General features: G+C 44.0%; 14 protein-coding genes. 7 read left to right on the forward strand and 7 right to left on the reverse strand.

Annotation, left to right across the window (positions count from 1 at the left end; all coding sequences use genetic code 11):
* Positions 1-101 precede the first annotated feature (101 nt).
* The 5 genes from hutH to hutC all read right to left on the reverse strand — a co-directional run bounded on the left by hutH (position 102) and on the right by hutC (position 6,519).
* A complete protein-coding gene (hutH, locus tag R7041_RS02785) occupies positions 102-1,637 on the reverse strand; it encodes a histidine ammonia-lyase (RefSeq protein ID WP_104975253.1) in 1,536 nt (511 codons plus the stop codon).
* 11 nt (positions 1,638-1,648) lie between these two features.
* On the reverse strand, positions 1,649-3,346 hold the full coding sequence (gene hutU, locus R7041_RS02790; protein WP_104976004.1) for a urocanate hydratase: 1,698 nt from the start codon (positions 3,344-3,346) through the stop codon (positions 1,649-1,651).
* A 73-nt stretch (positions 3,347-3,419) separates the two neighbouring features.
* The gene (gene hutG / locus R7041_RS02795) at positions 3,420-4,430 is read right to left on the reverse strand and encodes a formimidoylglutamase (RefSeq protein WP_005377946.1); all 1,011 of its coding nucleotides are present in this window, start codon (positions 4,428-4,430) and stop codon (positions 3,420-3,422) included.
* Between the two features lies 1 nt (position 4,431).
* Complete coding sequence (gene hutI / locus R7041_RS02800) at positions 4,432-5,682, reverse strand: imidazolonepropionase (protein WP_005377945.1); 1,251 nt, start codon at positions 5,680-5,682, stop codon at positions 4,432-4,434.
* A 129-nt stretch (positions 5,683-5,811) separates the two neighbouring features.
* Positions 5,812-6,519 (reverse strand): histidine utilization repressor, encoded by a 708-nt coding sequence (hutC, locus tag R7041_RS02805; protein ID WP_005385493.1) that lies wholly within the window; start codon positions 6,517-6,519, stop codon positions 5,812-5,814.
* 248 nt (positions 6,520-6,767) lie between these two features.
* Here hutC and R7041_RS02810 point away from each other — a divergent pair, with 248 nt between their 5' ends.
* Positions 6,768-7,511, forward strand: coding sequence for a sporulation protein (locus R7041_RS02810; protein ID WP_025766828.1), 744 nt, complete (start codon positions 6,768-6,770; stop codon positions 7,509-7,511).
* 6 nt (positions 7,512-7,517) lie between these two features.
* On the opposite strand, the gene R7041_RS02815 is transcribed toward R7041_RS02810, so the two are convergent.
* Complete coding sequence (locus tag R7041_RS02815; protein WP_025766827.1) at positions 7,518-8,495, reverse strand: DUF3187 family protein; 978 nt, start codon at positions 8,493-8,495, stop codon at positions 7,518-7,520.
* A gap of 404 nt (positions 8,496-8,899) precedes the next feature.
* On the opposite strand from R7041_RS02815, the gene thrS reads away from it, so the two are divergent.
* From thrS to R7041_RS02845, 6 genes are all read left to right on the forward strand, one after another.
* Positions 8,900-10,828 (forward strand): threonine--tRNA ligase, encoded by a 1,929-nt coding sequence (gene thrS / locus R7041_RS02820; RefSeq protein WP_170902116.1) that lies wholly within the window; start codon positions 8,900-8,902, stop codon positions 10,826-10,828.
* 3 nt (positions 10,829-10,831) lie between these two features.
* Entirely contained in the window at positions 10,832-11,383 is a 552-nt protein-coding gene (gene infC, locus R7041_RS02825) for a translation initiation factor IF-3 (RefSeq protein ID WP_080276913.1), read from the forward strand.
* Between the two features lie 120 nt (positions 11,384-11,503).
* A complete protein-coding gene (rpmI, locus tag R7041_RS02830) occupies positions 11,504-11,698 on the forward strand; it encodes a 50S ribosomal protein L35 (RefSeq protein ID WP_005377932.1) in 195 nt (64 codons plus the stop codon).
* Positions 11,699-11,738: 40 nt separating this feature from the next.
* Positions 11,739-12,092 carry a 50S ribosomal protein L20 gene (gene rplT, locus R7041_RS02835; RefSeq protein WP_004727974.1) on the forward strand — a complete coding sequence of 118 codons (354 nt, stop codon included), beginning with the start codon at positions 11,739-11,741 and terminating at the stop codon, positions 12,090-12,092.
* 189 nt (positions 12,093-12,281) lie between these two features.
* A complete protein-coding gene (locus R7041_RS02840; RefSeq protein ID WP_005377919.1) occupies positions 12,282-12,599 on the forward strand; it encodes a heavy metal-binding domain-containing protein in 318 nt (105 codons plus the stop codon).
* A 366-nt stretch (positions 12,600-12,965) separates the two neighbouring features.
* A complete protein-coding gene (locus R7041_RS02845; RefSeq protein ID WP_005377917.1) occupies positions 12,966-13,775 on the forward strand; it encodes a helix-turn-helix domain-containing protein in 810 nt (269 codons plus the stop codon).
* Here R7041_RS02845 and R7041_RS02850 read toward each other — a convergent pair.
* Positions 13,768-13,953: a hypothetical protein gene (locus R7041_RS02850; RefSeq protein WP_017821820.1), complete on the reverse strand. Its 186-nt coding sequence runs from the start codon at positions 13,951-13,953 to the stop codon at positions 13,768-13,770. The two genes, R7041_RS02845 and R7041_RS02850, sit on opposite strands and share 8 nt — an antisense overlap.
* Positions 13,954-14,175: the final 222 nt, after the last annotated feature.

Here is a 14,175-nt window from a genome sequence, read left to right on the forward strand (position 1 = left end):
GTGCCATCAACATGTTTAATCGTATGTAAAAAGGCTCCACGCAGAACGTAGAGCCTTCAAGTCATCATCTGTTTATTCGATGAAATGCCAGTTATGCTTAATTATTGAATACTTGGTAACAAGCTCTCTGGCATGAGCGTGTTGTGGATAGCCAGCTTAAGCAGAGTGTTTGCCTGTTCAATGTCCGGCGCAAAGTAGCGATCTTTATCGTAGAACGATACTTTTTCACGCAACATTTGTTTCGCAATCTCAATACGCTCAGAGGACTTGTTTGGCGCTCTAAAGTCTAGGCCTTGTGCTGCTGAGAGGTATTCGACAGCCAGAATACCGCGAGTGTTTTCGCCCATTTCTTTCAATCTGCGAGCCGCGAATGTTGCCATTGACACGTGATCTTCTTGGTTTGCAGATGTTGGCAAGCTGTCTACTGACGCTGGGTGAGCGAGTGTTTTGTTTTCACTTGCTAACGCAGCAGAGGTAACCTGAGCAATCATGAAACCAGAGTTCACACCACCATTGTCGACTAAGAACGGTGGCAGTTTTGATAGCGCGCTATCGATAAGTAATGCCATACGACGTTCAGACAAGCTGCCGATCTCGGCAATCGCAAGTGCTAGGTTGTCGGCTGCCATTGCAACAGGCTCCGCATGGAAGTTACCGCCAGAGATGATGTCACCATCTTCAGCAAACACCAACGGATTATCTGATACGGAGTTCGCTTCTACTTGTAGTACTTCCGCCGCATTGCGGATTTGCTGTAAACACGCACCCATCACTTGAGGCTGACAGCGCAAAGAATACGGGTCTTGTACTTTTTCACAGTTAGTGTGCGAATCACCTATTTCACTCGATGTGTCTAACAAATGACGGTATGCGAGTGCTGCGTCCATTTGGCTGCGATGACCACGTACACGGTGAATGCGCGGATCGAATGGACGTCGGCTGCCGAGAGCGGCTTCAACAGACATTGCACCACAAACGGTTGCTGACGCGAAAAGGTCTTCCGCGATAAACAGGCCTTCCAATGCGAACGCTGTGGATGCCTGAGTCCCATTTAGTAGCGCTAAGCCTTCTTTTGGCGCCAGAGTGATAGGCTCTAGACCTGCGATTTTTAAAGCTTCTTGCCCGGAAATGATATTACCGTTGTGGCGAGCTTGTCCTTCTCCCAGTAATACTGTGCTCATATGGGCTAGAGGAGCTAAGTCACCTGATGCGCCAACAGAGCCCTTTTTAGGTACGCAAGGGTAAACTTGTGCGTTGACTAGGTCGGTCAGCATATTAATGACTTTTAGGCGAATCCCAGAAAAGCCACGAGACAGACTATTGATTTTTAATACCATCATCAGACGAACCGTTTCATCTGACATAAACTCACCGATACCTGCCGCATGAGAGAGAACGATACTGCGTTGCAGTGTTTCTAAATCTTCTGGTGCTATTCGTGTGTTAGCCAATAGCCCAAAACCAGTGTTAATTCCGTAAACCGTTCGATCTTCCGCGATGACTCGGTCTACGACCTGTGTGCTTTCTTCAATGGCCGGAATGGCTTCAGGATCCAAAGTAAGGTTGACTGGTGAACGGCTCACTTGGCGTAGTTCGTTTAAGCTAATATGACCTGGCTTTAGCGTTAAATTTAACATCTCTTTCATCCTTACTTGAGCTTCTTCAGTTCTTCGTTGAGCATTGGCAAATCTAGCCCTTGCTCTGCTGCACATTGTTTAGCGATATCGTATCCCGCATCAGCATGACGCATCACGCCTGTTGCTGGGTCGTTATGCAGCACGCGGGCAATACGTTCTGAGGCATCTTCACTGCCGTCACAGCAGATAACCATACCTGAGTGTTGCGAGAAGCCCATACCTACGCCACCACCGTGGTGTAGTGAAACCCAAGTTGCGCCGCCCGCCGTGTTGAGTAGCGCGTTTAATAATGGCCAGTCTGATACGGCGTCAGAACCGTCCATCATACCTTCGGTTTCACGGTTCGGGCTTGCTACAGAGCCAGAGTCTAAGTGGTCTCGACCAATGACAACGGGCGCCTTAAGTTCGCCATTTTTCACCATTTCGTTGAATGCTTGACCAAGACGCTCACGATCTTTAAGACCAACCCAGCAAATACGCGCAGGTAAACCTTGGAACTGGATGCGTTCGCGAGCCATATCTAGCCAGTTATGTAAGTGCGGATTATCTGGAATTAGCTCTTTTACTTTTTGGTCGGTTTTATAAATGTCCTCAGGATCGCCAGAGAGAGCAGCCCAACGGAAAGGACCGATACCTTCACAGAATAGAGGACGAATGTAGGCTGGAACGAAGCCAGGGAAATCAAATGCGTTTTCTATGCCTTCTTCCAAGGCCATCTGGCGGATGTTGTTGCCATAGTCGAGTGTTGCGGCGCCGCGATTTTGCAGCTCTAACATCGCTTGAACTTGCACAGCCATGGATTTTTTCGCGGCTTTTACGACCATTGCTTCATCTTGCAAACGCATTTCTGCTGCGTGAGACATGCTCCAGCCTTGTGGTAAATAGCCATTGAGCGGGTCGTGTGCAGACGTTTGGTCTGTTACGACATCAGGCGTGATATTACGTTCTACCAGCTCAGAGAAAACGTCTGCTGCATTACCTAGTAGGCCAACCGATATTGGTGTGTCTGACTCTTTAATGATAGCTAGCGCTTCATCTAAAGAAGCCGCTTTCTTATCGACATAGCCTGTACGTAGGCGGTAATCGATACGTGATTCATCACACTCTACTGCAATCATGGAGAAGCCCGCCATTGTACCAGCGAGAGGTTGAGCACCACCCATGCCACCGAGACCACCTGTTAGAATCCAACGGCCCTTTGCTTCACCGTCAAAGTGTTTTTTTGCAACAGATACGAACGTTTCGTATGTGCCTTGTACGATACCTTGCGATCCAATGTATATCCAGCTGCCAGCGGTCATTTGGCCGTACATCATCAAGCCTTGTTTATCTAGCTCGTTGAAGTGTTCCCAGTTTGCCCAATGCGGAACAAGGTTTGAGTTTGCGATAAGCACGCGTGGGGCATTTTTATGAGTAGGGAAAACACCAACAGGCTTGCCTGATTGAACTAAAAGCGTTTGGTCATCTTCGAGTCTTTCAAGTACTTCAACAATCTTGTCGTAACATTCCCAGTTTCGCGCTGCTCGGCCAATGCCGCCATATACAACCAGTGAATGTGGATGTTCTGCAACATCAGGATCAAGGTTGTTCATCAGCATACGAAGAGGGGCTTCGGTTAGCCAAGATTTTGCGCGCAGTTTATCTCCGTGAGGTGCACGAATTGTTCTGCTTGTATCAAGTCGTGGATCTTGTCCCTGGCGCTGTGTCATTTCAGACTCCTTTAGTTTCTCGTGATGACCAAGTACTTGCTTGGTCGTAATAATCAGTGGCATCTGGGATGCATTATGGTTTGTGCTGTTTTTCCGCCATCGCGTTGGCGATATCCCAACACAAACGGGCAGCTAATCGTGCAGTTTGACTATCGACGTCATAATTTGGGTTGTATTCGGCGATATCAGCCAGCATTAGCTTATTTTTGTAATGAAGAATTCGCTCTAAAAAGGGTGCAATAGTGTCGTAACTCACTCCCCGAGCTGCTGGTGCGCTGACTCCAGGTGCGGTTGCGGCAGGAAATACATCTAGATCAATGGTCAAATAGAGGTAGTCACAGTCGTCAATAAAATGCTGAAGCTGAGTTAAGTGATAACTGTGGTTTAAGTAGCAGAGCTGATTGTCCTCTACATACCAAACATTTAACGCATCTGCTTTTTCAAATAGCGCTTTAGTGTTGCTACTACGGCTTACACCAATACAAGCGTAATGAAAGTCCCAATCGTTACGTTGACAAAAATGATGAATTTGGTTGAAGGGTGTACCAGAGCTTGGTCTTATGTCGGCGAGGTTACTCTCAAATGCGCGCAAATCGAAATGCGCATCGAAATTGATAATGCCGATTTTAGGTTTCTTCTCTGGATAGTGCTCTTTAAAATACCCCGCTAAGCCGGAAAAGGAGGCCCACGCAATCTCATGCCCACCACCCAGCACGATGACTGGCGTATGGGGCAGTGCGCTTGAAATGGTTGCTGCACATAGAGCTTGGCTCTCCTCCAGTAAGTCGTCTTCACACACCACAGTACCTAAGTCATATAGTGGGGCGTCTTGGTGCCATGCTAAATTAGCGAGTGCTCGTCGGATTAAGTCTGGCGCTTTTTTCGCGCCAATGCGTCCTTTGTTTCTCGCAACGCCAGCGTCGGTAGCAAAACCGAGTAATGAGACGCCATGCGCAACGGCACTCAACTCATCTGCTTTTTGGCGTTGAACAACGTGATGAATTCGCTGACCAAGCTTGCCGTCCTCGGCATCATGACGGCCTTGCCAATGAAATAGGGGAGAGTGTAGGTCGAATTGAGACATATTATTGGCCTCCGTGTGAAATGTATTCACCATTTACTATACGACCTACCAGACGTTTTGCTCCGACTTGATAGCTTAAATCCGCAGGGCTTTCGATATCCCAGATAGAGAAGTCCGCATCAAACCCTACTTTGATTTCGCCACGTGAGTTTTGATAACCCAGAGCTTTGGCTGCATGTTGCGTTACACCACGCAGTGCTTCTTGCGGTGTAAGGCGAAATAGTGTGCACGCCATATTCAGCATGAGTGTGAGATCAGAAAATGGTGATGTACCTGGGTTGACGTCCGTAGCAATTGCCATCGGCACGTTATGCTCTCTCAACAACTCAATCGGTGGTAACTGAGTTTCTCTTAGAAAATAAAAAGCGCCAGGCAATAGAGTGGCGACGGTGTTTGATCGAGCAAGTGCTTTAACACCTTGCTCATCTAAAAACTCGATGTGATCCGCTGACAGACCGTTGTATTGCGCAGTGAGGGCTGTACCACCGAGATTAGAAAGTTGCTCAGTATGCCCTTTAACCTTTAAGCCGTGGCGTTTTGCAGCTACAAACACTTTTTCTGTTTGTTCAAGATTGAAACCAATCGATTCACAAAAAACATCGACACTCGTAGCTAATTCTTCCTTTGCGACAACAGGGATTATGTCCTGACAAATGTGCTCAATATAATCATCTGCACGACCTTGGAACTCTGGCGGAATGGCGTGAGCGGCGAGAAGTGTAGTGGTGATTTTAACTTTGCGCTCTTGTTCAAGCATTTTGGCTGCACGGAGCATTTTTACTTCATCATTCAGTGTCAATCCGTAGCCTGATTTCACTTCGACAGAAGTGACGCCGCTCGCGAGTAGCCCGTCTAAACGTGGCAACGCTAACTCAACTAATTGCGCTTCGGTTGCTGAACGCGTCGCATGCACCGTTGAAAGTATCCCACCGCCTTGTTTGGAAATTTCTTGATATGGCACGCCGTTTAAGCGCATTTCAAATTCGTTGGCACGATTGCCCGCGTAAATAAGATGAGTGTGGCAGTCGATCAAACCTGGCAGAACTAACTTGCCTTGAAGGTCGATACTCTGAGCGTAATGTTGGGCAGACAGCAGAGACTCGGTTTGCGGTGCGTCTTCACCAATGGCACAAGTACTGATCGCAACGATTTTTCCAGATTGAATACCAATGCGCGCTGGAGGCGTTGGAAGGTATCCGCATTCTCCCGATTGCATGGTAACTAGACGTGCGTTTTCAATCAGCAAATCCATGTTTGTGTCCCTGTGTTTATTTGTATCATTAAATGTATATACAAATAAATAGAGCAAAATAAGAACACTGACAAGATTGATGTTGCTAAAATGTGATCAAAACGTAGATCTAGAGGACAAACCTTGTCCTTAAATGAGCACTTTTGAGCTCAGCTTATATTTGTTACCAGGGTGATAAAGTAGGGCGGTACTGACTAACTTATCTTGGCTCCACGTTCTGCGATTCAAGAGAAGGCAAGGTTCATTGGCTTGCATTTTTAAGTCTTGCTTAATACGGCTTTCAGGCACAATTGCCTCTACAGTATGTTCTATCGCGCTGAGTGGGCAATTATCTGACAGGTATTGATTTGGAGTGATTTGTGTGAAGTCTTGATTTAAATAACTCGGGGCATATTGGCTATTCACCCAGCGGAGCTCCAATTGAATCGGCGTTTGGTCTTCATAGTGAATAATTTCACTGTAAAACACTGTCGTGCCTAGCATAACGCCGAGTTTTGTCGCAATGTTGTCATCTGCTTTTATGGCAATCTGTTTGAGCACTTTACTGCCATACTTTCGCCCTCTATCGCTGACTTCTTCGGCAATGTTTCGAATGTCTAGCAGGGGAGATTCTGACTTTTCACCAGGATCACACACGAACGTGCCTAAGCGTGGGCGACGTTGTAATCGGCCCTCATTTACTAAATCCCGAATTGCTTTGTTCACTGTCATTCTACTGACACCAAATTGCTCGGTAAGCTCAATCTCGGTGGCGATGCGATGACCAACTACCCACTCTCCAGCATCAATTTTATCCAGGATAAATTGTTTAATTTGAATATAGAGTGGTGCAGACATAATGATTTCCCTTTATTTGACTATACAAATACTGCTTAATTTAGGTACAAATTGCAAACATTTCTCGACGAATGTACCGCTTAGTGACCGAACAATCCTATAGCAGGGCTGAATGACTCTTGCTGCTGAGCATTATTTGGCTTGATGATTGAATTCAAACATTTTCTTGTGGTCTATTGCTTGCACAGCAGAAAACAATTGTGTAAACAAACGATTATTAGAAGAAAAGTCGCTAAAAAAGGAAAAATATGTTTAAAAAATTGAAAGCATCACTGGGGATCGGCTCTGCAAAAGTAGATACCATTTTGGACGAAATGAGCGTGTTTCAAGGAGCGACGCTGAAAGGGCATGTTCATATCAAAGGCGGAGATGTCGAACAACAAATTGATGCTATTACGATTAAATTGAACACGGAAATGAAAGTCGAAGTGGATGATAGCGTAAGTTACCAAACCTTCACTATTGATCAATTGAAAGCAGTTGACCCTTTTGTGATTCAACCTAATGAAGAAAAGCAGGTTCCGTTTGAGCTAAAACTGCATGATGAAACACCAATTACTGCGGTTAGCGCACTTAAGAATCAATGTCATGTTTGGGTCGAGACGACGTTAGATATTGATTTTGCAATTGATCCGCGTGACCGTGACTATATTGAAGTGAAACCTTTACCAGTAGCATCTCGGGTTATTCAAGCGATCGAGCAAGCTGGTTTCACTATGGTTAAAGCCGATGTTGAAAAAGGCTTTTTGCGCGGTGGCTCGTTTTCCTCTCGCTCTGGTATTTATCAAGAGCTAGAGTTCCGTAACAACGGCTTTATCTCATCAAAAGAAATTGAGCTTTCTTTTATTCTGGAAGGACAGGTCATGCATTGTTTGGCAGAGATTGACCGTTCGCTCAGTTTGGCTGGTGACCAATATCGCTCGTTTACGTTGCCGATCAATGCAACCGATGCTCAAGTCGCAGCCGCAGTTGCACCAACGCTAAATCTATAGCTCTCATCAACTTGATGAAAATATGTACCGATATCCTATTGTGAAAGCGATATCGGTACTGTTATCCATGTTTCTTGCGTTCTCTACGGCTAAAAACTCAAGCGCTGAATTTTCCATTAGATATCGATAGCCCAATACCAGTTCATTAGAGGCATCAGCAAACTCTGTGGGTCCTTCTGTTGAGCCTTGATACCAATGATATTCCAACATCAGGTGATGGTTATCTTCTAAGGCATAACGGTACCCACCTGCAATGGCAATCGTATTATGTCGATAAGGCAGATCGAGCAAGGCACGGTCATCCGAACGAAAAGTCATGCCAATCATCGAATAAAATGCATGAGCATCACTTAAGTAGCTGTAGTTTAATTGGAAGCCTTGCTCGAAACTGCTGCCTTGAAAAGTGCCGTGAGCCACATCGTTAAAATACAAACTGCCGCCAATCGATAGGCCGTGATGTTCATTTTGGAACACTTGATACTGTAAGTAAGTAGATAGGTTATTGGCCAGTGTTTGTCCTTCGAAATCATCTTCAAGCACATCATATTGCGGCATTGAAATGTAAAAACGATCTCTGTCTACTTTATCCCGCCCATTTTGTCCGATACCGAAAAGTTTATGGAAGCTTTTCGTCAGTCCATCTAAATGGTTGTCAGCGGCAAAGACCCATCGATAGTTGAGCTCCCACTGCCAACGGTTGCTGACTTGCCATTTGCTGCCTAATTCGATTTGATTGTGGTAATAATCCAGTGCGTATTCATCAGTATGAGCCCAAACACTTGCCACGGTTCCTGAACCATAGGCTTCGACAAAACCATAGGGCAAACTATGTCCTGAACGCAGTATGTTGGTGTGACTAACCACTTGCATTGGGGATTGTGCGTAAGAACGCAGCGGGCCATATAAGTCATTTGATGCGAAGGCTTGCAAAGAACATATCGAGGTGCTTAGAAGCACCATAAAGCGCGATTTGAAATAGACCATGATGAATACCTACATACAAACTACTCTATAAAACAACTATATACCTAAATCGCACGTTGAGCTCTCGCCCAGCGTGTTAGGCTTTGTATCGGTTCACACGTAATAGGGGATATTGTAATTTGTTGTGTAAGTTCATTGAGGGGCAATTCCATTCATCAGCTATGCGGTCTCTTAAAAAAAGCATGATCAGATTGTAGTGACGGGTCTGCGGTTAAGTTCTTATGACAAAACAAAATCGCGCTTTGCATTCTAAATGTGAGCTATGTACAATCCCATTTTCGATAACGGTCCGGTATTCGTGTTACCGAGAGGCCTTTATTGACTCTCAACTATTTTCAACAAATAGCTTCTAATTTGAATAACATGTGTTGCTTGGTGTGCAACACCACTGTAAAGGACATAGCATGCCTATTATTACTCTTCCTGACGGCAGTCAGCGTCAATTTGACAACCCAGTTTCTACTATGGAAGTTGCGCAATCGATCGGTCCTGGTCTTGCAAAAGCAACTATCGCTGGTCGTGTAAACGGTAACCGCGTTGATGCGTGTGATCTAATTGAAGAAGACGCAAGCCTTGAAATCATCACAGTTAAAGATGAAGTAGACGGTCTAGAAATCGTTCGTCACTCTTGTGCTCACCTTCTTGGTCACGCTCTTAAGCAGCTTTACCCTCAAGCTAAAATGGCGATCGGTCCAACCATCGACAATGGCTTCTACTACGATATCGACTTAGACGAATCTCTAACGCAAGAAGATCTTGAAAAGATTGAAAAGCGTATGAAAGAGCTAGCGAAAACCAAGTACGAAGTGGTTAAGAAAAAAGTAAGCTGGCAGGAAGCGCGTGATACGTTTGAATCACGTGGCGAACCATACAAAGTGGAAATCCTAGACGAAAACGTATCTCGTGATGATCGTCCAGGCCTTTACCACCATGAAGAATACATCGACATGTGTCGTGGTCCTCACGTTCCTAACATGAGCTTCTGTCAACACTTCACTTTGCTGAATGTTGCAGGTGCTTACTGGCGTGGTAACAGCGACAACAAAATGCTTCAACGTATCTACGGTACGGCTTTCCACGACAAGAAAGCACTGAAAGCGCACCTAACTCGCCTAGAAGAAGCGGCGAAGCGTGATCACCGTAAGATTGGTAAGCAACTAGACCTATTCCACATGCAGCAAGAAGCACCGGGTATGGTGTTCTGGCATCACAATGGTTGGTCTATCTTCCGTGATCTAGAAGTATTCATCCGCGCTAAGCTAGATGAGTACGGTTACCAAGAAGTGAAAGGTCCACTTATGATGGACCGTGTTCTTTGGGAACGCTCAGGTCACTGGGATAAATACGCTGATGCAATGTTCACAACTTCTTCTGAGAACCGTGAATACGCAATTAAGCCAATGAACTGTCCAGGTCACGTACAGATCTTCAACCAAGGTCTAAAATCGTACCGCGACCTACCGCTACGTATGGCTGAGTTTGGCTCATGTCACCGTAACGAACCATCTGGTGCACTACACGGTATTATGCGTGTACGTGGCTTTACTCAGGATGACGCTCACATTTTCTGTACTGAGAGCCAAATTCAAGAAGAAGTAACAAACTGTATCAAGATGGTGTACGATACGTACCAAACATTTGGTTTCGACAACATCGTAGTGAAACTGTCTACTCGTCCAGAGAAACGTGTAGGTTCAGATGAAATCTGGGATCAATCTGAAGAAGCATTGAAGCAGTCTCTTGAATCGATGGATATTCCATACGAAATTCAAGAAGGCGAGGGTGCGTTCTACGGTCCTAAGATTGAATTCACACTATACGATTGTCTAGACCGTGCGTGGCAGTGTGGTACTGTCCAGCTAGACTTCAACCTACCAGATCGCTTAGGTGCAACTTATGTAGGTGAAAACAATGAACGTCTTGTACCGGTAATGATTCACCGTGCGATTCTAGGTTCACTAGAGCGCTTCATCGGTATCCTTATCGAAGAATATGCTGGTTTCTTCCCAACTTGGTTGGCGCCAGAACAAGCAGTTCTTATGAACATTACTGATAAACAGTCAGGTTATGTTCAAGAAATAGTACAAAAACTACAAAAAAGTGGAATTAGAGCTAAAGCGGACTTGAGAAATGAGAAGATTGGCTTTAAAATCCGCGAACATACTTTGAAGCGTGTACCGTATATGCTTGTTGTTGGTGACCAAGAAATGGAAGCTGGCGAAATTGCAGTGCGTACTCGTAAAGGTAAAGATCTTGGTAAATTTAAAGTGGATGATTTTATTGCATACATCCAAGACGAGATCTCTAGCCGTAAGCTCAATCTGGAGGAATAAGCTATTAAAGGCGGAAGACGTGGCCAACAGCCGGTAAAACAAAACCCGCACCGTATCAACGGTGAAATTCGTGGTATTCGTGAAGTTCGACTAACAGGCGCTGACGGTGAATCAGTTGGTGTTGTATCGATTCAAGAAGCCATTGCAGCTGCTGAAGAAGCTGGTATGGATCTCGTTGAGATCAGTCCTAACGCCGAGCCACCTGTTTGTCGTGTGATGGACTATGGTAAGTTCCTCTTCGAGAAGAGCAAAACTGCTAAAGAGCAGAAGAAGAAGCAAAAGCAGGTCCAGATCAAGGAAGTAAAATTCCGTCCTGGAACTGATATTGGAGACTATCAGGTAAAACTACGCAACCTGACGCGTTTCCTTGAAGAAGGCAACAAAGTGAAAGTAACAATTCGCTTCCGTGGCCGAGAGATGGCACACCAAGACATCGGTGTTGACGTTCTAAATCGTCTTAAGGAAGATACTGCAGAAATTGCTGTAGTTGAATCTTTCCCTAAGAAGATTGAAGGTCGCCAGATGATCATGGTGCTAGCCCCTAAAAAGAAGTAATTAACGGCTCATCAAGTAATTAAAACCTAGCCGCTTTCCTTTATATAAAGGCATATGGCTGGGTTTTGTTCGCCCTAATTACGTTGTTTATTAAACCTACTCAATGCGGAGTTATTCATCATGCCTAAGATGAAAACCAACAAAGGTGCTGCTAAGCGTTTTAAGAAAACTGCTGGTGGTATTAAGTACAAGCACGCTACAAAACGTCACATCCTGACTAAGCGTACTACTAAGAACAAGCGTCAACTACGTCCGAATGCAATCCTTCCAAAATGTGAAGTGGCTGCAGTAATCCGTATGTTGCCATACGCTTAATTCTTTTTAGTTATCAATCGTTTAGTTTAGGAGAAGCATAATGCCTCGCGTAAAACGTGGTGTACAAGCTCGTGCACGTCATAAGAAAGTTCTAAAACAAGCTAAAGGTTACTACGGTGCGCGTTCACGTGTTTACCGCGTAGCTTTCCAAGCAGTTACTAAAGCTGGTCAATACGCTTACCGTGACCGTCGCGCTAAGAAACGTCAATTCCGTCAACTATGGATTGCACGTATCAATGCGGCATCTCGTCAAAATGGTCTATCTTACAGCCGTTTCATCAACGGTCTGAAGAAAGCATCTATCGAGATCGACCGTAAGATCCTTGCGGACATCGCAGTATTCGACAAAGCTGCATTTGCAGTTCTAGTTGAAAAAGCGAAAGCTGCTCTTTAATTAGCAGTTTAGGATTAAGAGAAGGAGAGCATTAGCTCTCCTTTTTTATTGCTAAAATTTATACCCAAATGACTTTTAGCTTGGCTATTTAGAGTATTGTTTATCAGTCTTCTCAATTTATTGGTTAGCATCTTATGTTAGTTATAAGGTAGCTTGGGTATAAATTTTTACGTTTATAAGGGATTAAAAATGATCTACACAACGACCGAAAGCATTCCTGGCAAGCAGATCTCTGAAATCAGAGGGGTTGTAACTGGTAATGTTGTTCAATCAAAGCATATTGGCCGTGACCTCATGGCGGGTATCAAGAGCATTGTTGGCGGCGAAATTCGTGGTTACACGGAAATGATGACCGACGCGCGTGATATTGCTATACAGCGCATGGTGGCGGACGCTGAATCTAAAGGTGCCGATGCAATAGTAGGGATTCGATTTACCACAAGCTCAATCGTAGATGGTTCTTCGGAAATTTTGGCATTTGGTACTGCAGTGAAACTAGCGGACTAGTCTACTTGAATAGCATTGCAAAAATGCTAATAGAGAGCGGTGAATTATTATGCATTTACCGTTCTGTTCCTTTTAGGTTAATTATTCTAGATTTTTGTAGAGAGAATAGGTTTATATTCTCAACTTTACGTTACTATTAAAATTAATCACGATGATTTAGAGTAATTGCTTCACTTTTATTTTGCATATTATTTTATATCTATAATGAAATTGAATTCATATTGAATTTTTCATTTGTTGTGTGAATTCTCTTTTCGGTATATTAATTCATGTTTTTCTTATAAAAATATGAACTTATACCTTGCCAAGCGGTTCTAAATTGTTACAAATACTATACAGCTGTAACATTGCCAAAAGGAATTGTAGATGAGAGATCTGACTCCCGAATACTTGCTAGCCGCATTACGCCAAGCGATTAAAACAAAAGGGCTAACATATCGAGAGCTATCTGAGAAAATGGGTATGCCACTATCTACCTTTAAGAGACATCTTACAAGCACGAATCTCGCTTTAGATAAGTTGCTGGAATATTGTAGAGCGGTTGATTGCACGTTAGATGAACTACAAAAGCTCGCAAATCAATTGCAAGGTGAAGACGAGGATTACTTTAGTCGCACACAGGATGAAGTATTCTTTCAATTCCCTCACCTTTACGACTTTTATCGTGAATTGAGAATGTTACGAGGTAAAGACGGCTATTCTATTTTAAAGAAAAAGTATGACTTGTCTGAGCAGAGCATGTCCGATTACTTAAAAGCATTAGAGTTGTTGGATCTCGTTTACGTTGATGAAGATAAAAATATAACGCTGCACGGACCTTTATATTATAGCTATGCAGAGAACTCCAAGCTCAACGACAAATATACCGAAATCATAAAAGAGCAGACGACTACCCACGATAAGTGTGTTCGCGTTGCTTTGGCGCGTATGAAAATTACCGAAGAACAGCTTTTGTTACTGGAAGATCAAGTCGCAAAGACCGTCATCGATTTTCATTCCAAAAATGTTGTAGCAGAGAACTTTAATGTCTCTGATTTTACTAATATTGTTCTACTTGCTGGGCCACATCAGCCAGTCACATTCTCTGACGGCATTATTGAGACAGAGGGGCGATTTATTGATGATATTCGTTATGCCATCGCATCTGCAGGTGATAAGCCAAGCCTATCTATATAGATTTTGAGCCTTTTTTGAAGAGAGTTTCTGAAAGGGCGTTGCAAAAGAAAAAGCCTAAGACAGCAAATACTTTGTAAGTAGGGCATTCAGCGGTGTTTGCTCTTAATTCAGACTTAAAGTGTTTTGGGCTTATTTCGAATAATACCTGTTCAGTATCTACTTTCGTCATTTTTAACATGCTGATTTCCTTCGTTGTTCCTCCCAAAGCCTCTCTCGCTTCCTCTACAAAGAAACCATTCTCGTTGAACCAAGCATCCTGTAGCTACTTGGGTATGCATAATTGGTAGCTATTTATCTTCTAATTATAAATTCATACTTGAAATGTTTGTTTTTTGATCTATTATGACGAAGTGTCATTTGTGACGGTTCGTCAACTTTAGTTGCGTTCCTGTATTAAAGA

This window comes from Vibrio sp. 1751, from assembly GCF_033339895.1.
GTDB classification, from domain to species: Bacteria; Pseudomonadota; Gammaproteobacteria; order Enterobacterales; family Vibrionaceae; genus Vibrio; species Vibrio alginolyticus.